19 protein-coding genes are annotated in these 18,434 nt (G+C 70.4%); 11 read left to right on the top strand and 8 right to left on the bottom strand.

Annotated elements, in window-relative coordinates:
• Positions 1 to 33: 33 nt before the first annotated feature.
• Positions 34 to 1,209, bottom strand: coding sequence for a serine hydrolase domain-containing protein (locus OG885_RS31820; RefSeq protein ID WP_405737704.1), 1,176 nt, complete (start codon positions 1,207 to 1,209; stop codon positions 34 to 36).
• Positions 1,161 to 2,456, bottom strand: coding sequence for a multidrug effflux MFS transporter (locus OG885_RS31815; RefSeq protein WP_405737703.1), 1,296 nt, complete (start codon positions 2,454 to 2,456; stop codon positions 1,161 to 1,163). Before OG885_RS31815 ends, OG885_RS31820 begins: the two co-directional genes overlap by 49 nt.
• A gap of 117 nt (positions 2,457 to 2,573) precedes the next feature.
• On the opposite strand from OG885_RS31815, the gene OG885_RS31810 reads away from it, so the two are divergent.
• Complete coding sequence (locus OG885_RS31810; RefSeq protein WP_405737702.1) at positions 2,574 to 3,596, top strand: Gfo/Idh/MocA family protein; 1,023 nt, start codon at positions 2,574 to 2,576, stop codon at positions 3,594 to 3,596.
• On the opposite strand, the gene OG885_RS31805 is transcribed toward OG885_RS31810, so the two are convergent.
• A complete protein-coding gene (locus OG885_RS31805; protein ID WP_405737701.1) occupies positions 3,583 to 5,226 on the bottom strand; it encodes an alkaline phosphatase D family protein in 1,644 nt (547 codons plus the stop codon). The genes OG885_RS31810 and OG885_RS31805 overlap by 14 nt on opposite strands.
• A gap of 132 nt (positions 5,227 to 5,358) precedes the next feature.
• On the opposite strand from OG885_RS31805, the gene OG885_RS31800 reads away from it, so the two are divergent.
• The 3 genes from OG885_RS31800 to OG885_RS31790 all read left to right on the top strand — a co-directional run bounded on the left by OG885_RS31800 (position 5,359) and on the right by OG885_RS31790 (position 8,763).
• Entirely contained in the window at positions 5,359 to 6,117 is a 759-nt protein-coding gene (locus OG885_RS31800; RefSeq protein ID WP_405737700.1) for an SDR family oxidoreductase, read from the top strand.
• Between the two features lie 380 nt (positions 6,118 to 6,497).
• A complete protein-coding gene (locus OG885_RS31795) occupies positions 6,498 to 7,973 on the top strand; it encodes an ABC transporter permease (protein ID WP_405737699.1) in 1,476 nt (491 codons plus the stop codon).
• Positions 7,974 to 8,049: 76 nt separating this feature from the next.
• The gene (locus tag OG885_RS31790) at positions 8,050 to 8,763 is read left to right on the top strand and encodes an ABC transporter ATP-binding protein (RefSeq protein WP_405737698.1); all 714 of its coding nucleotides are present in this window, start codon (positions 8,050 to 8,052) and stop codon (positions 8,761 to 8,763) included.
• 47 nt (positions 8,764 to 8,810) lie between these two features.
• Here the strand turns inward: OG885_RS31790 and OG885_RS31785 are convergent, their stop codons facing one another.
• Complete coding sequence (locus tag OG885_RS31785; protein ID WP_405737697.1) at positions 8,811 to 9,134, bottom strand: nuclear transport factor 2 family protein; 324 nt, start codon at positions 9,132 to 9,134, stop codon at positions 8,811 to 8,813.
• 132 nt (positions 9,135 to 9,266) lie between these two features.
• On the opposite strand from OG885_RS31785, the gene OG885_RS31780 reads away from it, so the two are divergent.
• From OG885_RS31780 to OG885_RS31765, 4 genes are all read left to right on the top strand, one after another.
• Positions 9,267 to 9,833: a DoxX family protein gene (locus OG885_RS31780; protein WP_399965897.1), complete on the top strand. Its 567-nt coding sequence runs from the start codon at positions 9,267 to 9,269 to the stop codon at positions 9,831 to 9,833.
• A 97-nt stretch (positions 9,834 to 9,930) separates the two neighbouring features.
• Positions 9,931 to 10,335 carry a DUF6153 family protein gene (locus OG885_RS31775; protein ID WP_405737696.1) on the top strand — a complete coding sequence of 135 codons (405 nt, stop codon included), beginning with the start codon at positions 9,931 to 9,933 and terminating at the stop codon, positions 10,333 to 10,335.
• A gap of 77 nt (positions 10,336 to 10,412) precedes the next feature.
• Entirely contained in the window at positions 10,413 to 11,033 is a 621-nt protein-coding gene (locus OG885_RS31770) for a DUF305 domain-containing protein (RefSeq protein ID WP_405737695.1), read from the top strand.
• Between the two features lie 25 nt (positions 11,034 to 11,058).
• Positions 11,059 to 11,406: a MazG-like family protein gene (locus tag OG885_RS31765; RefSeq protein WP_405737694.1), complete on the top strand. Its 348-nt coding sequence runs from the start codon at positions 11,059 to 11,061 to the stop codon at positions 11,404 to 11,406.
• Here the strand turns inward: OG885_RS31765 and OG885_RS31760 are convergent.
• Genes OG885_RS31760 through OG885_RS31745 form a run of 4 tightly spaced genes read right to left on the bottom strand, consistent with a single transcriptional unit; the run spans position 11,360 to position 15,924 of the window.
• Positions 11,360 to 12,646 carry a hypothetical protein gene (locus OG885_RS31760; protein ID WP_405737693.1) on the bottom strand — a complete coding sequence of 429 codons (1,287 nt, stop codon included), beginning with the start codon at positions 12,644 to 12,646 and terminating at the stop codon, positions 11,360 to 11,362. The two genes, OG885_RS31765 and OG885_RS31760, sit on opposite strands and share 47 nt — an antisense overlap.
• A gap of 1 nt (position 12,647) precedes the next feature.
• A complete protein-coding gene (locus tag OG885_RS31755; protein ID WP_405737692.1) occupies positions 12,648 to 14,006 on the bottom strand; it encodes a dipeptidase in 1,359 nt (452 codons plus the stop codon).
• On the bottom strand, positions 14,003 to 14,446 hold the full coding sequence (locus tag OG885_RS31750; RefSeq protein ID WP_405737691.1) for a hypothetical protein: 444 nt from the start codon (positions 14,444 to 14,446) through the stop codon (positions 14,003 to 14,005). The genes OG885_RS31755 and OG885_RS31750 overlap by 4 nt, the downstream gene beginning before the upstream one ends.
• Positions 14,443 to 15,924 (bottom strand): APC family permease, encoded by a 1,482-nt coding sequence (locus OG885_RS31745; protein WP_405737690.1) that lies wholly within the window; start codon positions 15,922 to 15,924, stop codon positions 14,443 to 14,445. Before OG885_RS31745 ends, OG885_RS31750 begins: the two co-directional genes overlap by 4 nt.
• Positions 15,925 to 16,159: 235 nt before the next feature.
• Here OG885_RS31745 and OG885_RS31740 point away from each other — a divergent pair, with 235 nt between their 5' ends.
• The 3 genes from OG885_RS31740 (at position 16,160) to OG885_RS31730 (ending at position 18,283) form a co-directional block, all read left to right on the top strand.
• Complete coding sequence (locus OG885_RS31740) at positions 16,160 to 17,401, top strand: threonine/serine exporter family protein (RefSeq protein WP_405737689.1); 1,242 nt, start codon at positions 16,160 to 16,162, stop codon at positions 17,399 to 17,401.
• Between the two features lie 170 nt (positions 17,402 to 17,571).
• Positions 17,572 to 18,030: a hypothetical protein gene (locus OG885_RS31735; RefSeq protein WP_405742963.1), complete on the top strand. Its 459-nt coding sequence runs from the start codon at positions 17,572 to 17,574 to the stop codon at positions 18,028 to 18,030.
• Positions 18,031 to 18,037: 7 nt separating this feature from the next.
• Positions 18,038 to 18,283: a hypothetical protein gene (locus tag OG885_RS31730; RefSeq protein ID WP_405737688.1), complete on the top strand. Its 246-nt coding sequence runs from the start codon at positions 18,038 to 18,040 to the stop codon at positions 18,281 to 18,283.
• Positions 18,284 to 18,434 lie beyond the last annotated feature (151 nt).

Raw genomic sequence — 18,434 nt, 5'->3', positions numbered from 1 at the left:
GGGGCGCAGGCGCGGACCTGCCCGTTGGCGCGCTCACTTCTCCCTGACCGCCTGTGCCACCCGCGTCGCCGCGTTCGCCCTCGGCCCGTTCACTGCCGGGCGGCGTCTGGGGTGGACCGTGTTCGCCAGGAGGACCAGGAACGTGTCCGTGGCCCGGTCCAGGACCAGGGACGTTCCCGTGAAGCCGGTGTGGCCGGCGGCGCCTCGGCCCGACAGTTCGCCCATGAACCACGGCTGGTCCAGGGCGAAGCCCAGGCCCGGCGGGGTGAGCAGCAGCTCCACGAAGTCGGGGCCCAGGATGCGGGCCGGGCCGTAGGAGCCGCCGGCCAGGATCGTGCGGCAGAACACCGCGAGGTCGCGGCCCGTGGAGAAGAGGCCCGCGTGGCCGGCGACGCCGCCCAGGGCCCAGGCGTTCTCGTCGTGGACGACGCCCCGCAGCATCCCCCGGTCCGCCTTGGCCCACGGTCGGCGCTGGTCCTCCGTGGCCGCCGCTCCGGGGCAGGGGCCGAAGGCGGTGGACGTCATGCCGAGGGGGCGGGTGATGCCCTCGTGGATCAGGACGTCCAGGGCGCGGCCGGTGATGCGTTCGAGGACGTGGTGGAGCAGCAGGAGGTTGAGGTCGGAGTAGCAGTACGTGCCCGGCACGCCGATCGGGCGTTCCCGCTGGAGCGCCCTCAGGCGTGCCGGGTCGTCCGCGAGGTCGTACAGCGGGAGTTCGGGGCGCAGGCCCGAGGTGTGGGTGAGCAGCTGGCGGACGGTGATGCCGTGTTCGGCCGCCGCCCGGAAGTCGGGGAGGTACGCGCCGACCCTGGCGTCGATGCCGAGCGTGCCGCGTTCGATCTGCTGGATGGCGGCGACCGCCGTGAACAGCTTGGTGAGGGAGGCGAGGTCGAAGGGGGTGTCCGTGGTCATGGGGACGCGGGTCCTGCGCGGCAGCTCCACGCCCGTGTCCGTCCTCGGGTCGTAGGACGCGTACCGGACCGCCCAGCCCGTCGCCTCCTCCACGGCGACGACCGGACCCCGGCCGGCCACCACGACCGCGCCCGCCGCCCAGGGGCGTTCGCCGGTGGTGAGTGCGTGGACGTCCTGGACGAGGAGCCGCAGTTCCTCGGGGTCCAGTCCGGCCCGCTCCGGTGTGTCGCTGCGCAGTTTCGGCGCGCTCAGCTCTCCGCTCCCTCCACACTCGCACGTCTGTTCCAAGGACGGCACATTCCCATGAAACAGGTAAGCGCTACCAGTGAAGCCGACAACTGGACGACCGCCATCGGGACGGCCGTGCCCTCCCCGGCCACCCCCACCAAGGGGGAGGCGACGGCCCCGACGAGGAAGGAGGAGGTGCCGAGCAGGGCGGACGCGGAGCCCGCGGCGCGCTTGGTGCGCAGCAGGGCCAGCGACTGGGCGTTGGGCAGGGCCAGGCCCATCGCGGACATCAGGACGAAGAGGGCCGCCGCCACCGGGGCCAGGCCCACCTCACCGAAGGCACCGAGGGACATCAGCAGCAGCGCCGCCGCCGCGACCGTCACGATCACGAGCCCGACCCCGAGTACCTTCTCCAGGCTGACCCGCCCGACCAGCAGCTTGCCGTTGATCTGGCCCACGGCCACCAGGCCGACCGAGTTGACGCCGAAGAGCAGGCTGAACGTCTGCGGAGAGGCGCCGTAGATCTCCTGGATCACGAACGGCGAGGCCGATATGTAGGCGAACAGCGCGGCGAAGGCGAAGCCGCCGGTGAGCATGTAACCGGCGAAGGGCAGGTCGGCGAGGAGCGCCCGCATCGAGCGCAGGGCCTCGCCGACGCCGCCGACGTGCCGTGCCTCCACCGGCAGCGTCTCCGGGAGCCGCGCCCACACCAGCCCGGCGAGCAGCACTCCGATGACCGTCAGGACGACGAACACGCCCCGCCAGTCCGTCACGCGCAGGATCTGGCCGCCGATGACCGGCGCCACGATCGGGGCGACCCCGCCGATCAGCATGAGGGTGGAGAAGAAGCGGGCCATGGCGTCACCGTCGTAGAGGTCGCGTACGACGGCCCGGGCGATGACGATCCCGGCCGCGCCCGCGAGGCCCTGGGTCAGCCGGAAGGCGACCAGCGTCTCGACGTTCGGGGCGAGGGCGCACAGGGCGGTGGCGAGGACGTAGACGACCAGGCCGGCGAGGAGCGGGCGGCGGCGGCCCCAGCGGTCGCTCATCGGGCCGACCACCAGCTGTCCGAGGGCCATGCCGGCGAGGCAGGCGGTGAGGGTGAGCTGGACGGTCGCCGCGGGGGCGTGCAGGGACTCCGTGACCTCGGGCAGCGAGGGCAGGTACATGTCCATCGCCAGCGGGGGCGTGGCGGTCAGACCGCCGAGGACGAAGGTGACGAGCAGGCTGGTCCGGCGCACAGCAGGGGCGGCCGTCTCCGTCTCCGGTACGGCCGCCTCGCTCAGATCCGATGTCGATGCCCCGCGCTCGGGCATGCGCCCCTCCCTCTCCCGGTGACCCGCGTGGTCCGCCACCTATGCTCTCAGTTCGTACACAGTGGCGAGGGTCACGCGGACGAGCGAGACCGAGTGCGAGCAGGGGCGGGCAGCGGGATGGCGGAGAGAAGCGTGCGCTGGGGCATTCTGGCGACGGGCGGGATCGCGGCGGCGTTCACGGCGGACCTGGTGGACCTGCCGGACGCGGAGGTCGTGGCGGTGGCCTCGCGCAGCGAGGAGTCGGCGAAGGCGTTCGCGGACCGGTTCGGGATCGAGCGGGCGTACGGGGAGTGGGGTGCGCTGGCCGAGGACGCGGACATCGATGTCGTGTACGTCGCCACTCCGCACTCGGCGCACCGGGCCGCCGCCGGTCTGTGTCTGGAGGCCGGGCGGAACGTGCTGTGCGAGAAGGCGTTCACGCTGAACGCGCGCGAGGCGGAGGAACTGGTCGCGCTGGCCAGGGACCGCGGGAGCTTCCTCATGGAAGCCATGTGGATGTACTGCAACCCGTTGGTGCGGCAGTTGAAGGCGCTGGTGGACGACGGCGCGATCGGTGAGGTGCGCAGTGTGCAGGCCGACTTCGGCCTGGCGGGCCCCTTCCCGCCCTCGCACCGGCTGCGCGACCCCGCACAGGGCGGGGGTTCGCTCCTCGACCTCGGGGTGTACCCGGTGTCCTTCGCTCAGCTGCTGCTCGGGGAGCCCTCGGACGTGGCAGCGAGAGCGGTGCTCTCCGACGAGGGCGTCGATCTCCAGACAGGTGCACTGCTCTCGTACGAGAGCGGCGCTCTCGCTTCGGTGCACTGCTCCATCATCGGCGGTACGGCGACCTCGGCGTCGGTCACCGGCAGCGAGGGCCGTATCGACGTGCCGTACGGCTTCTTCTTCCCGGACCACTTCGTGCTGCACCGGGACGGCCGCGACCCCGAGGAGTTCAAGGCGGACGCGGCGGCCGGTCCCCGCAACAGCCTCAAGCACGAGGCCGCCGAGGTCATGCGGGCCCTGCGGGCCGGCGAGACCGAGTCCCCGCTGGTCCCGCTCGACGGCACACTGGCCGTGATGCGGACGATGGACGCGGTGCGGGAGCGGATCGGGGTGCGCTACCCGGGCGAGGTCGCCGGGGAGGCCGTCACGCCGGCGTGAACCCGTGGTTCCCCACCTCCGTCACGAGAGAGGCGGCCGTGGTGATCGGTGCCCCGGGGGTGGTGACGTACGGCAGAACCTTGAAGTCGGCGCGGGCCCCGGCCCCGTCGAGGGTGACGGTCGTGTAGCCGCGCCGGCCGTCGTAGAACTTCAGGTGCGGGTTGGCGGCCGTGTAGGTGGCCCAGTTCGACGGTTTCTCCTCGCCGTCCTTGCCGCTGCTGACCGAGGTGGCGACGACTTCGGTGCCGAGGGTGCGGGAGAGCGGGTCGTCGAAGTCGTCCTTGATGTCGAAGGCGTACCCCCGGTGGAGGTCGCCGGTGAGCACCATCAGGTTCTCGATCCCGGCCGCCTTGGCGCCGTCGATGATGCGGCGACGGGCGGCCGGGTAGCCGTCCCAGGCGTCCATGGAGACCGCGGCCACGGGGTTGAGGTCCAGTCGGCGCTGCGCGAAGCAGACCTGCTGGGGCACCACGTTCCACAAGGCCTGGGAGGTGCTCCAGCCGTCCAGGAGCCATCGTTCCTGGGCCGCCCCGGTCATCGTCCGGGAGGGATCCTCCGACTCGGGCCCGGGGGCGTGCTTGGCGCCGCCGTAGGCCTGGTCGGAGCGGTACTGACGGGTGTCGAGGACGTCGAACTGGGCCAGCGGGCCCCACTGGAGCCGTCGGTAGAGCTGCATGTCGGGGCCGATGGGCAGCTGAGCGAGGCGCAGCGGCTGGTTCTCCCAGTAGGCGCGGTAGGCGGCGGCGCGGCGCAGCAGGAACTGCTCTGCCGGGACGTCGTTCTCGGGGACGGAACCGGCGTAGTTGTTCTCGGTCTCGTGGTCGTCGAAGGTGACCACGAAGGGGTGCCTGGCGTGCGCGGCCCGCAGATCCGGGTCGCTCTTGTAGAGGGCGTAACGCAGCCGGTAGTCCTCCAGCGTCTCGGCCTCGTGGTCGAAGAGGGCAGGAAGCGACCGGTCGGTGTAGTTGCGGGCGCCGCCCGCCCGGTCGACGGCGTACTCGTAGAGGTAGTCGCCGAGGTGGAGGACCAGGTCGACGTCGTCCTCGGCGAGGTGGCGGTAGGCCGTGAAGTAGCCGTCGTGGTAGGCCTGGCAGGAGACGGCGGCCAGGGTCATGGCGGACACCGGGCTGTCGGCGCCGGGCGCGGTGCGGGTGCGGCCGGTCTCGCTGAGCCAGTCGCCGACCCGGAAGCGGTAGTAGTGGACGCGGTCGGGGGCCAGGCCCTCGGCCTGGACGTGCACGCTGTGGTGGAACTCCGGGTGCGCGATGTCCGTACCCCTGGCGGCGACCGTCGCGAACGTCTCGTCCTCGGCGATCTCCCAGTCGACGTCGACACGTTCAGCCGGCAGTCCGCCGTCCGGCTGGTAGGGGGCGGGCGCCAGCCGGGTCCACAGGACGACCGAGTCGGGCAGGGGGTCCCCGGAGGCGACGCCGAGCGTGAAGGGGAAGTCGGTGATGCGTTTCGCGTTGTGTTCGGCGGCGGCCGCGGCCCCGGTCGCGGGCAGGTCCACGGCGAAGGCGAGTGCGGCGGCCGCGCTGGTCAGGCCCAGGAAGCGGCGGCGGCCGATATGGCGGGCGGCGGCGCGCAGTTCACGGCTGCGCCCGGCCGACCGGCCCGGTGTGATGGTCATTCTTTCCTCCCGTCACAGTTGAGGGAGGGCGAGGGCGCGGGTCCGGTGTCGACACACGTTCACGGCGATGGCAGCACCCGGATGGCGGACAGTAGCTTCCGTATCGCGGAGGCTCACCTACGCTGCGCGCTCATGGACACCAAAAACGTGAGGATCGCTGTGGTGACCGGAGCGGGCTCCGGGATCGGCCGCGCGGTCGCCGTGGAACTGCTGCGTACGGGCTGGTCGGTGGCGTTGGCGGGACGGCGGACCGAGACGCTTCGGGAGACGGCGGCACTCGCGCCCGGGAGCGCCTCTCTCGCCGTACGGACGGATGTCTCTCACCCCGACGAGGTGACCGCACTGTTCGCGGCGGCCGTGGACCGGTTCGGGCGGGTGGACCTGCTGTTCAACAACGCGGGGACGTTCGGGCCCGGTGGGGTGCCGGTGGAGGAACTGCCGTACGACGCCTGGCGGCACGTGGTGGACACCAACCTCAACGGGGCGTTCCTGTGCGCGCAGGCGGCGTACCGGCAGATGAAGGAGCAGGACCCGCAGGGCGGCCGGATCATCAACAACGGGTCCATCTCCGCCCACACCCCGCGCCCGCACTCCGTCGCCTACACGGCGACCAAGCACGCCCTGACCGGCCTCACCAAGTCCCTGTCCCTGGACGGGCGGCCGTACGGCATCGCGGTCGGGCAGATCGACATCGGCAACGCCGCCACCGACATGACGGCGCGGATGCAGACGGGTGCGTTGCAGGCCAACGGGGAAGTCGCGCCCGAGCCGGTGATGGACGTCGCCGACGTGGCGCGCACCGTGCGGCACATGGCGGAACTGCCGCTCGCGGCGAACGTGCAGTTCGCGACGGTGCTGGCGACGGCGATGCCCTACGTGGGGCGTGGCTGAGCCCCGTTCATGGGCGTCGCGGCTTTACAACTTGCACAAACGGAATAGTTCACTCCGCTCCATTGCGGCCGGTAGCGGACCTATGCTCAACTCATCTCCACAAGAGCTTCACAGTTGGAGTAGCGAGCTTCCGGTCCAAAACCGAGGGGGGAGACGGCAGCCGTTCCACCACGCCGGTTGGGGGTGGGCTCCGCGTGGGACCGCGGAGTGCACACCGGCGGGTGGAACGGCTGCCGTGCAGTTCGGGACGGTCCGCGGATTCTCAGCTCACGCACATCGCCTCTCAGGTCCCACACATCCCTTACTCACGGCTGCTCAACATTTCGTCCCTAACTTGAGGCCGCGCCCACATGCGGGCGCCACGAACCTCGAGGAACGGGATGTTTGGCATCTATCTCAAGCGCGAGCTGGGCCGGCGCAAGAAGGCGGCTCTGGTCATCGCACTGGGTCTGGCGCTCGGTATCGCGCTGGTCATCACCGTCAACTCGGTGTCGGCCGGTATGACTCAGGCTCAGGACAAGGTCCTGAAGTCGCTGTACGGCCTCGGCACCGACATGACCGTCACCAAGGCCCGGTCGGCGCCCACCGGCAACAGCTCCGGCAGACCGAACTTCGAGTTCGACGCCAAGTCCAACGACAGCGACGAGACGCAGAGTTCGGACCGGGTCATGACCCAGGGCGGCCAGGCCCTCAAGGCCGCGCTGGTCGCGAAGGTCGCGAAGCAGGACGGCGTCGCGAACGCCGTCGGCGCGATCACCCTGAACGTCACCAAGGTCGACGGCTCCTTCACCCAGGGCAAGGCCCAGTCCACGACCGGCAGCAGCAGCCAGTCCCAGGGCCAGGGCGGCCCCGGTGGCGGCAGCGGCGGCAACAGCACGGCGGCGCCCCAGGTGCAGGGCGGCGGCGCCTCGTTCGACGTGAACTCCTACTCGGTCGCCGGCGTCGACGTCACCGACCAGACCCTCGGCCCGCTGGCCGGCATGGAGATCACCTCCGGCAAGACCTTCACGGCCGCGCAGACCAACGCGAAGGTCGTGGTGCTCAGCAAGTCGTACGCCAAGGAGAACAAGTACAAGGTCGGCAAGACCCTGAAGATCTCCGGCACCAAGTACACGATCATCGGTATCGCCACGGCCTCCAGCAGCGAGTCCACCACCGACGTCTACCTGCCGCTGAAGCAGGCCCAGACGCTCGCCGACGCCAAGAACCAGGTCACCACGATCTACGTCAAGGCGACCGACTCGAAGCAGATCGACACCGTCAAGGCGACCATCCAGAAGAACATCTCGGGTACGACGGTGACGACCTCCGCCGACCTCGCGGACACCGTCTCCGGCTCCCTGTCCACCGCCTCCAACCTCGCCACCAGCGTCGGCAAGTGGCTCTCCATCGCGGTGCTCGTCGCGGCCTTCCTGGTCGCCGCGCTGCTCACCTCCTCCGCCGTGTCCCGTCGGGTGCGTGAGTTCGGCACCCTGAAGGCCCTCGGCTGGCCGAGCCGCCGGGTGACCCGGCAGGTCGTCGGCGAGTCGATGGTCAACGGCCTCCTCGGCGGCGCCCTCGGCATCGGCCTGGGCCTCGCGGCGGCCTACGCGGTGACCGCGATCAGCCCGAAGCTGACCGCTCAGCTCGGCAGCACCGGCGGCGGTGGCGGCATGGGCGGCGGACCCGGCGGCGGCGGACCCGGCCAGCAGTCTTCGCAGAACACCATGGAGATCGCCCTCTCCGCGCCCGTCTCGCTGACCACCATCGCCCTCGCGGTCGGCCTCGCGGTGACCGGCGGTCTGATCGCCGGCGCCATGGGCGGCTGGCGCGCCTCCCGGATGCGGCCGGCCGACGCGCTGCGCAGCGTCTCCTGACCCCTCATGAGCTGGGGCGCCGCGTCCGTTCCCCCCGGGTCGCGGCGCCCCGTCCCCCTTACTTCTGGAGCACCCCATGTACAGACTGACCGGCGTCACCAAGCGCTACACGCGCGGCAAGGAGACGGTGGAGGCGCTGCGCGGCATCGACCTCACCATCGAGGACGGCGACCAGCTCGTCATTCAGGGCCCCACGGGTGGCGGCAAGTCGACGCTGCTGCAGATGATCGGCGGGCTGGACCGGCCGACCGAGGGCAGCGTGGAGCTGGACGGTGTCGACCTCGCGCGGATCAGCGAGGCGAAGCTGACGCGGCTGCGGGCCGAGAAGATCGGCATCATCTTCCAGTCCTTCAACCTCATCCCGACGCTGACCGCCCAGGAGAACGTCGAGACGGCCCTCGTCCCGCTGGGCGTCAAGCCGTCCGAGCGGCGTGAGCGGGCGGCGGAGGCGCTGCGGTCCGTGGGCCTCGGCGAGCGTCTCGGCCACGCGCCGTCCGAGCTGTCGGGTGGCCAGCAGCAGCGGGTCGCCATCGCCCGCGCACTGGTGAAGAAGCCGAAGGTCCTGCTCGCCGACGAGCCGACCGGAAACCTCGACGAGGGCACGCGCGACGACATCATGGGCCTGCTGGAGGGCCTGTGGCACGAGTACGGGCTGACGTTCATCATGGTCACCCATGACTCGTCGATCGCCCGGCGGGCGCCTCGGCTGGCGACGATCAAGGCCGGTCAGATCACGCTGACCGAGCAGCACCAGCGGCAGCACCCGCAGCAGTCGTACGCGCAGTACTAGACAGTCCAGGGCTCCTCAAAACAGGCGTAGCTGCTCATGGTGAGCAGCTACGCCTGACCCGTTTCGAAGCGGGAGATCCTCCCGTCCTCGACCTCGAAGTGCCACTTCGTGCGCATCTCGCCCCAGGTGTCGTTGCTGTAGCGGGCGATGAGGTCACGGCCGCCGCGGGACTCGTTGTCGACCTCCATGTGACCGTGGGAGGTGAAGATCTCCCGGTCGATCCAGTCGGAGAGGTCGTGGTCGGAACCGTCGTCCGACATGGTCGCGCCGGGCGTGAGGAGCGCCATGAAGCCGTCGCGGTCGTGGGCGTTGACGGCACCGACGAAGGCACGGACGGCCGGGTCGCTGAGTTTGGACGTCTGAATCGTCATGCCAGTCAGACTCACACCGCGCTCCGGGCCCCGCCACCCGAACGGCGGGCCTGGGCGACCCGGGCAGGTGTCAGGGATGCGACGGTGGAAACGCGGGAGGGGTTGTTGTTGCCGTCTGCTCCGGGAGCCATCGTGACGACGTACGACCGACGTGATCTGGGCCTGCTGCTGCTCCGGTTGGGAACCGGAGGTGTGCTGGCCGCGCATGGCGCGCAGAAGCTGCTCGGCTGGTTCGGCGGCCACGGCCTCGAAGGGACCGGCCAGTTCATGGAGTCCGTGGGCTATGCGCCGGGCAAGGCCAGCGCGACCGCGGCGGGCCTCGCGGAGGCCGGTGGCGGAACGCTGCTGGCGCTCGGCCTGGCGACGCCGGCCGCGGGTGCGGCGGCGGCCGGGGCCATGGCGGGCGCGTCCGCCGTGCACGCCCCCAACGGCTTCTTCAACGCCGAGGGCGGGTTCGAGTACGCGGCGACGCTCGGCCTGGCGGCCACGGGCCTGGCCGTCGCGGGACCCGGGCGGCTCTCCCTCGACCATGCGATCGGGCATGTGTTCGACCGCGGTTGGATGGTCCCCACGGCACTGGCGGCGACCGCCGCGATGACCGCGGTCGTCGTGGGGGCGCGGAACCGGCGGGTACGGGACGCGAAGAAGGACGAGGCCGCGGAGATGTTCGACGAGCAGGAGGCGTTGTTCGGGGAGTGACGGGAGGCGCGGTTCGGCGAGTGACTTCCCCCGCGCGGCCCGCGTTCTTCGCGGGCCGGTCACAGGCGGCGCCGCGCCTGCCCCTAGGCTGTGCCCCGTGAACCGTCCCGAGCAGTTCCCCGTGCGACCGCCCTCGCGGCGGTGGCGGGCGCTGCTCGTGCTGGCGGTACTGGCCGGCGTCCTGGGCATGCACGCCCTGGCACCCGGCGCCGCCCTTCCGGGCGATCACCCGCACACGTCCCCGATGAGCAACGCCCTCTCGGTGGCGGCGACCCTTGACGACTGCGGTGGCGAGGGCCACTGCGGCTCCGGCCATGTGACGCACGCCGACGCGACCTGTTCGGCGCCCGCGGTGAACGGGGGGCCGGTGCTCCCCGCGCTCGTGGCCGACCCGGTCGCCGGCGTCGTACGGGAGGACGTACCGCGTGCGTGGGCGGTCGCGGACCCGGACGGGGCCCGCGCTCCCCCGACCCTGGCGGAACTCCAACTCCTGCGGATCTAGAGACGGCTGCCGTGCGCACGTCGTGCGCCTCGGCATGCCCGCAGCCCAGATCCCTTTCTCCCAGCAGGAGTTCCAGCATGAGCACCATCCGTACGCGCCGCGCCGCCGTTCTGGCCGTGGCGACCGTCACCGCAGCCCTCGTCCTCACCGCGTGCGGGAGCGACGACGACAGCGCTCACGAGGGCGGCCACGGCACGTCCGCGTCCGCGTCCACCGCCTCCCACAACGCCCAGGACGTCTCCTTCGCGCAGGGCATGATCCCGCACCACCGGCAGGCCCTGGAGATGGCCGAACTCGCCGCCGACCGGGCCTCGTCCGCGGACGTGAAGGACCTCGCCGCGCGGATCGAGAAGGCGCAGGACCCGGAGATCGAGACCATGTCCGGGTGGCTGAAGGCGTGGGGCGAGGACGTCCCGCAGGCCATGGAGTCGACGGGGTCGATGCCCGGCATGGATCACTCCGGTATGCCGGGCATGATGGACGACGCCGACATGGCGAAGCTGGAGCAGGCTTCCGGCAAGGACTTCGACACCCTGTTCCTGACCCAGATGGTCGAACACCACGAGGGCGCCGTCGACATGGCGAGGACGGAGAAGTCGAAGGGCGCCTATGAGCCCGCCACGTCCATGGCCGACGACATCGTCACCGGCCAGAGCGCCGAGATCAGCGAGATGAACAAGCTCCTCGGCAAGAGCTGACCGCAAGCCGTGCCAAGCTGCGTCCATGAGCGATCAGGACCCCGACATCTGGTCGGGCATCGAGGACTTGTGGGCGTGGCTCGACTCGCACAGCCCGGGTGACGGGCAACAGAGCCTCCTCCTACGGATGTTGAAGCTGTCGGAGGAGGTCGGCGAGGTGGCCGAGGCGGTGATCGGCGCGATGAACCGCAACCCGCGCAAGGGCGCCTCCCACACCTGGGAGGACGTCGAGAGCGAGCTGTGCGACGTCGTGATCACCGCCTTGGTCGCCCTGCGCACGCTGACACCGGACACCCGTGAGGTCTTCGTCCGGCATCTGGCGCGGGTCAGGGAACGGTCGCTGGGTCCCGGTCCCGGTCCTCGTCCGGCGTGACGGCGAGGAACTCCACCACCGCGAGCGCGAAGAGCAACGCGAGCGCCAGCCCCACGACCACCCAGCCCGTCGGGTACGACCACAGCAGATACGCGAGGACGGCCGCGCCGACCAGCACCCACACGATCCAGGTGCGGTACCGGCGGACGAAGGGCCCGACCGGGCCGGTCCGCAGGCCCGCACGGTCGGCGACGCCGCGCAGCGCACGGATGCACGAGCTCCACAGCCGGCGCAGGTACGTCGCCCGGCGGCCCGACCCGGTCAGCCAGGCCGCCAGCGCGAGCACCACGCCCAGGGCGACCACGACCCGGACGCCGCGGCGCAGGAAGCGGGTCAGCGTGTCGTACACGGACCCGGCGGCGGGCTGCGAGACGCCGGCCGGGAGGGCGTCGAGGTAGATCACGCGCCCCACGGTGAGGCCGATGCCGAGCAGCGCGGTGGCGACGGCGAAGCCCAGGGCCGCCGTGATCAGGGCCCTGCGGCGGCGGCCGGCGAGCAGGATCCCGGCGGCGGCCAGGACGACGGCGACGACGGGCAACCAGGTGCCGGCGAGCTGCAACAGCCGGAAGTACGTGCGGATCTGGCCGAGGTCCTCGGACTTGACCAGGGTGAAGTTGGTGTGCACCTCGGGGATCTTGGCGGCGACGGTCATCCCCGAGTCGACCAGACGCTGTTTGACCTGTTCGACGACCGGGGCGAGGTCGAGGGTGACGGTGTCGTCGTCGAGGTGTACGGCGCCGCCGCCGTTGCCGGTGAGCGCCTTGTCCACGGCGCTGTGGACGCGGCGGTTGGCCTCGGTCCAGATGGTCTGGAAGGCGTCCGAGGCCATGACGGCCTGCGCCTTGTCGTGCACGAAGCTGCGCACGGCACCCTCCAGCGAGTCCCCGAGTTTGCCCAACGCCTTTTCCAGGCGCGGGCGTTCGGTGGGGGCGACGTCGGAGAGCAGGGTGGTCAGGTCGAGGCGGGTCATCACCGCGTCGGTGACGCGCCGGGCCGCCGCCTCCTGGATGTCGGCGTCGGAGGCGAGCGGTTGGACGGTCTTGACGTAGCGGTCGGTGTCGCCGATGACGTCGGCGGTCCACGTGGCGACGACGGACAGCGGGGCGAGCACACAGCCGATGATCACCAGCAGGGCGGCGAAGAACGAACGCAGCCGGTGCTTGCGGGGCCGCCGCTCGGCCTCCAACTGCACTACACGGGCGCGGAGTTGCGCCAGTTCATCCTCTTGTGGGTCGGTCATGTCATCGCCCCCGGGCGGCGGCGTACTCGTGCAGGAACAGTGCCTCCACGTGCGCCATGTGCTCGATCTCGGACGGGTCGACGCTCTCGTTGGGCGCGTGGATGAGACACCGGGGCTCCTCGACGCCCATGAGGACGATCTCGGCGCGGGGGTAGGTGGTGGCGAGGACGTTGCACAGCGGAATCGATCCGCCCTGGCCGAGGAAGGCGAGGGGCTTGCCGTAGACCTGCTGCATGGCCTTGCCGAGGGCCGTGTAGGCGGGGCCGTCGGTGGCGGCCTTGAAGGGGGAGCCGGCGCCCTCGGTCTCGACCGTCACCCGGGCGCCCCAGGGGGCCGCGTCGGTGAGGTGCCGGGTGAGCGCCTTGAGCGCGGCCTGGGCGTCGGTGCCGGGCGGCACGCGCAGGCTGACGCGGGCGCGGGCGGTGGGCGGCACGGCGGCGGCGGAGCCGACGACCGGCGGGCAGTCGACGCCGAGCACGGTGACGGCCGGGCGGGCCCACAGCCGGTCGGCGACCGTGCCGGTGCCGGTGAGCTGTACGCCGTCCAGGACGCCGGCGTCGGCGCGGAACTGTGCCTCGTCGTAGCCGACGCCGTCCCAAGTGCCGTCACAGTCCAGGCCGTTGATGCGGGTGGCGCCGGTCTTGGGGTCGCGGAGGGTGGCCAGCATCTGGATGAGGGCGGCGAGGGCGTCGGGGGCCGGGCCGCCGAACATGCCCGAGTGGATCTCCCCGCCGAGGGTCTCGACGGTGACGACGAGGTTGGCGAGGCCGCGCAGAGTGATCGTCGCCGTACCCGTTCCGACCTCGGCGTTGCCGGTGTCGCACACCAGCAGGGCGTCGGCGAGGAACTGTTCCGGGTGCTGGGCGACGTACGCCTCCAGACCGCCCGTGCCCTGCTCCTCCGAGCCCTCCGCGACGAACTTCAGGCCCACCGGGATGTCCTCGCCGAGCGCCCTGAGCGCGGTGAGGTGCATGACGATGTTGCCCTTGCAGTCGGCGGTGCCGCGCCCGTACCAGCGGCCGTCGCGTTCGGTGAGCGTGAACGGCGGGGTGGTCCAGGCGTCGTCGTCGAGCGGGGGCTGGACGTCGTAGTGGCAGTAGAGGAGCACGGTGGGGGCACCGGGCGGGGGCGGGCGGTGGCCGATGACGGCGTGGCTGCCGTCGGGGGTCTCGGCGAGATGGACATCGCGCAGCCCGGCCTCGGCGAAGGCGTCGGCGACCCACTGGGCGGCCTTCTGGCACTCCTCGGGCGGGTACTGGCGGGGGTCGGCGACGGAGGGGATGGCGACGAGGTCGGTGAGGTCCTGCTGGGCGCGGGGCATCAGGGCGGCGATGCGCGCGGCCAGATCCGTGGTGGTCATGCGTCCCGCCTCACCGTGTCGTCGGTCTTCAGGTCATCGAGCCGGTCCTTGAACTTGTCGAGCTTCTCCGGGCAGTAGATCTCCAGGATCTTGGCCTCGGCCCGCAGCGCCTTGGTGTCGCCGATGACCGGCCGCTGGCCCACGAACGCGGCCCCGTTGGAGACGTTGATCTTCCACAGGGCGGACCGCAGGGCGGTCGCGGGGTCCTCGCAGACGATCCCGCCGTCGGTGCCCAGCGCCCGTTCGATCACCTCGGTGTCGGGACGCGGGTATCCGGCGTCCTCGGCGGCGTCGGCGAGCTTGTTCGCCTTCTCCGCCGACTCGTTGGTGGACTTCACGCTCTCGTACTGGATGACACCGATGATCGCGAGGGCGACGAGGACAACGATCGCGCCGACGTAGATCCACTTGTGCTCGGAGGCGAACCGGGTGGGACTCATGACGCGCTCCCTTCGGTCGCCGCGGCCTCCGTACGCCAGCCGGGCTTGCGGAACTTGAGGAAGGCATACGGGATGAGCAGACCGAGGACGACCAGACCGCCGGCGATGAACAGGACGTACGACCAGACACTGCTGCCGCCGAACTGCGAGGGCGGCACGAAGCCGATCGCGAGCGCCGCGACGGAGGAGAGCAGGCCGACCGTGCAGATCAGGTGCAGGGCGGGCACGCGGTAGCCGCGGGGATGGTCGGGCTGGCTCTTCCTCAACCGCATGGCGGCGGCGAACATCAGCAGATAGACGATGAGATACACCTGCGTGGTGATCGTCGAGAAGATCCAGTAGACGCTGGAGACGTTCGGGATCAGCGCGTACATCAGGGCGATGACGGTGGTGACGACACCCTGGGTGACCAGGATGTTCTGCTGGATGCCGAACTTGTTGAGCTTCTGCAGGTAGGGCGGCAGATAGCCCTCGCTGCGGGAGATCTCCAGCAGACCCTTGGACGGTCCGGCGAGCCAGGTGAGCATGCCGCCGAGCGAGGCGGCCACCAGCATCACGGCGGCGATCGGGGTCATCCAGCCGATGTGGAAGTAGGAGAAGAAGGCGTTGAACGCCTGCATCACGCCGGCGGTGAGACTGGTCTGGTCGGCGGGCACGACCCAACTGATCGCCAGCGCCGGGAGGATGAAGATGAGCAGCACCAACCCCACGGCCAGGAACATCGACTTGGGGTATTCCTTCGCCGGGTCCTTCAGCGACGACACATGGACGGCGTTCATCTCCATGCCGGAGTAGGAGAGGAAGTTGTTGACGATCAGCACGAGGCTGGCGAGCCCGGTCCACGCCGGCAGCAGATGGCTGGAGGTCATCGGCGCGGCGGACGGATTGCCCTGCCCGAGGAAGATGATGCCGAGCACGACGAGGATCGTGCCGGGCACGAGCGTCCCGATGATCAGTCCCCAACTGGACAGCCCGGCAAGGGCCTTGGTCCCCCGGGAGGACACCCACACGCCCGTCCAGTACAGGACCATGATGACGATGGCGGTGTAGAGGCCGTTGGAGGCGAGGGAGGGGTCGATGACGTACGCGATGGTGCTGGCGACGAACGCCAGCAGGCTCGGGTAGTAGAAGATCGTCATCGCGAACTGACACCACACGGCGAGGAACCCGAGCGGCTTGCTCAGCCCCTCGCTCACCCACCGATAGACACCACCGCTCCACCCCGACGCGAGCTCCGCCGACACCAGCGCGGTGGGCAGCAGGAACACCACCGCGGGGACGAGGTAGAGAAACACACAGGCGAGCCCGTACACGGCCATCGTCGGCGCGGCACGCAGACTGGCCACCGAGGCGGTGGTCATCAGCGCCAGGGTCACCCAGCTGAGGACAGGCGCCGGGGTGGCACGCACCGCCACCTGCGGCGCCTCAGCCGTCTGCGCCCGCTTCGGCATGTCGGCGGGGACGTCCATCGATGCCATGAAGCCCTCCCGGGGCTGGGCAGTTGGGGTCGGTGCCAGCCTCGGGGGGATTTGGGGGGCTCGCATGATGGCGTAGGCCGTTGGGGTGAGCGGCGACGGTGGCCCGCTGCTCACCCGGTCGCCCGTACGGCTCACCCACCTGGCCGTTTCGGTGGGTGGGGCAGCAGGGTGAAGGAAACCGACTGTCCATGGAGGGCATCTGCTCGCTCGCATCGGAGTTCGGAGGAGGCCGGTGGTGGAGTCGTCCCATGCCGCCGCCCGCGCCCCCGGCCTCGACGAGCTCGCCGGCTTCCTCACCCGACTGACCCGACTCCTCCTGAACACCAGCGGCGAGGGCGCGGAGGGCATCGAGGAGACGGTGACGGCGACGGCCAGGGCGCTCGGCGGTGACGCGTCGCTGCTCCTGGTACCCGACGCGGCGACGCTGACGGTGACCGCGGCGGACGGTTCCGCCCGGACGGTCACGGTGCGCGGCGTGCCGGAGGTCTTCCGCCTGGACCAGGTCACGGCGCTGAAGCCGTTGCTGGCGGAGGTGGGTGCGGGGCGTATGGGCGTGGCGGGAGCAGCTCTGCGCCTGACGCGGATCGAGGAGTCGCGTCCGCCGTATCCCTGGTGGGCGAAGCTGATCGGCATCGTGCTGTTCGCGCTGGGATTCGCACCGCTGATGCAGCCGACGTGGTACGAGGTGGCGAGCACGGCGGTCCTGGCCACGATCGCGGCGGCCCTGGCGGTCGCGGCAGACCGCAGACCACGCCTGTCCGCCGTCCTCCCCCTGCTCGTCTCGACGGTGATCTCGATCGTCACGATCGAGGTGTTCGCACGCACCCCGTCCCACGGCGGCCCGGTCCTGCTGATGCTCCCGGCGCTGTTCTTCTTCGTCCCCGGCGACTACTTGAGCGCAGCCACGGCCGAACTGGCCGCAGGCCGCATGACGACGGGCGCGATCCGCCTGGTGAACGCGGTGTTCCTACTGCTCCAGCTCTACCTCGGCGTCCTCCTGGGCGTCTACGCGACCGGCACCTCCACCCGAGCCCTCTTCGACATCGCCGCGGCCTCCGACCTCCCGCGCTGGGCCCTGTTCCTGTCCTGGATCGTCTTCACGGCGGGCACGGTCCTGGCGTTCGCGGTCCCGTACCGCCTCTTCTGGCCCCTGCTCGCACTGGTCTACCTGACGGTCGCGGTCCAGTCCCTGGCGACGAAGCTGATCGGCGAAACGGCCGGCACCTTCGTGGCAGCGGTGGCCCTGACGGCAACGGCCACCGTCCTGGCCCGCTCCCCCCACCGCCCACCCCGCCTGGTCCTCCTCCTCCCCGGCTTCTTCACCCTCACGGTGGGTTCGCTGGGGATGCGGGGGCTGACGACGCTGGCGGGCGGCTACGTCATCGAGGGCTTCCAGGATCTGCTGAAGCTGGTGACGATCGTTACGGCTATTGCGGTGGGGATGGTGGTGGGGGCGACGGTGGTACGGCGGGAGTGACACTCCTGTCCTACGCTCGCGATGGACTCCATGAACGTTTCCGCAGGTCAGCCAACTTACCCATTGATCACTCAATAGCGGTGAACTAAGCGAAATCATGCAACCGCCAATCACAGGACCCGGTTGTCCGAGGTACTCATCAGGACATCACCGGAGGGTCCACGTTGTTCATGCACCACCTTTCACGCCTCACCGCGGTTCTGGCCACCGCAGGGGCGCTCGCCCTCACCGCACCAACGACCGCGCACGCCACAGCGATCGGCTCCGCTCCCGTACGTACCTTCGAGTACAGCGTGGGTGGTATGACGATGAAGGTCCCCACGGGCTGCATGTTCACTCACGTCATCCGCGGCAGCGGCAAGAAGATCACCTACCAGAACGCCGGCGTCGACTGCGGCTTCGTCGCGGCACTCAGCAGCGGCTTCTGCAACTGGCGCATCGACTTCACCTACGCCGACACCAACAACCGTACGTACCGCACGTCACGCGGCAAGACGCACAGCGAATGCAAGATCGACCCTATGCGAAACAACTCTCCGCAGAGGCTGCCTCGTTATGGCAAGGCGTGCGCTCATCTCCATGTCAACGGGGTGCGCCGCGTAAGCCAGTGCCACCACATCACGAAGTGAGTCCTGCATGGTCGAGCAGCACCCGGCGGAGAATCCGCAACAGGAGCGGGAACCCCGACAGCAGCGAGCGGGCATCGCCGCCTTCCTCGTAGGCACGGTCGGCACACTCGCGTTCTTCGCCTTCTGGCCCGGACTGCCGCATGTCATCGACTGGGGGGCCATTCTCGTGGCCATTGCCGCCGGTGGGCTGGCCCGGTGGGCTTGTCAGTCGTGGATGGCGAAGACGACGCAGAAGAAGTCGAAACGCTTGTGATCGCACCTGCGATCCACGTCAACTGACTTGTGCAGTAGGCTAGTTATCCGCTGCGCACCTTCCCGGAGGGTACGTCGGCGGTGTTCCGGTTGCCGGTCCTCGGCAAGGAGCGACGAATGGTCTCCACCGCGCGTCAAACGCGGTGTGACTG

This window comes from Streptomyces sp. NBC_00028, from assembly GCF_045041065.1.
GTDB lineage: Bacteria > Actinomycetota > Actinomycetes > Streptomycetales > Streptomycetaceae > Streptomyces.
Note: the sequence above shows the minus strand (reverse complement) of the source record. Positions and strands in the feature narration are given on the sequence as shown.

Coding starts and splice junctions, on each gene's coding strand:
- OG885_RS31745 (WP_405737690.1), bottom strand. CDS start 15,924: ATGGCATCGATGGACGTCCCCGCCGACATGCCGAAGCGGGCGCAGACG.
- OG885_RS31790 (WP_405737698.1), top strand. CDS start 8,050: ATGTACAGACTGACCGGCGTCACCAAGCGCTACACGCGCGGCAAGGAG.
- OG885_RS31810 (WP_405737702.1), top strand. CDS start 2,574: ATGGCGGAGAGAAGCGTGCGCTGGGGCATTCTGGCGACGGGCGGGATC.
- OG885_RS31730 (WP_405737688.1), top strand. CDS start 18,038: ATGGTCGAGCAGCACCCGGCGGAGAATCCGCAACAGGAGCGGGAACCC.
- OG885_RS31760 (WP_405737693.1), bottom strand. CDS start 12,646: ATGACCGACCCACAAGAGGATGAACTGGCGCAACTCCGCGCCCGTGTA.
- OG885_RS31770 (WP_405737695.1), top strand. CDS start 10,413: ATGAGCACCATCCGTACGCGCCGCGCCGCCGTTCTGGCCGTGGCGACC.
- OG885_RS31755 (WP_405737692.1), bottom strand. CDS start 14,006: ATGACCACCACGGATCTGGCCGCGCGCATCGCCGCCCTGATGCCCCGC.
- OG885_RS31785 (WP_405737697.1), bottom strand. CDS start 9,134: ATGACGATTCAGACGTCCAAACTCAGCGACCCGGCCGTCCGTGCCTTC.
- OG885_RS31765 (WP_405737694.1), top strand. CDS start 11,059: ATGAGCGATCAGGACCCCGACATCTGGTCGGGCATCGAGGACTTGTGG.
- OG885_RS31795 (WP_405737699.1), top strand. CDS start 6,498: ATGTTTGGCATCTATCTCAAGCGCGAGCTGGGCCGGCGCAAGAAGGCG.
- OG885_RS31800 (WP_405737700.1), top strand. CDS start 5,359: ATGGACACCAAAAACGTGAGGATCGCTGTGGTGACCGGAGCGGGCTCC.
- OG885_RS31815 (WP_405737703.1), bottom strand. CDS start 2,456: ATGCCCGAGCGCGGGGCATCGACATCGGATCTGAGCGAGGCGGCCGTA.
- OG885_RS31750 (WP_405737691.1), bottom strand. CDS start 14,446: ATGAGTCCCACCCGGTTCGCCTCCGAGCACAAGTGGATCTACGTCGGC.
- OG885_RS31805 (WP_405737701.1), bottom strand. CDS start 5,226: ATGACCATCACACCGGGCCGGTCGGCCGGGCGCAGCCGTGAACTGCGC.
- OG885_RS31735 (WP_405742963.1), top strand. CDS start 17,572: ATGCACCACCTTTCACGCCTCACCGCGGTTCTGGCCACCGCAGGGGCG.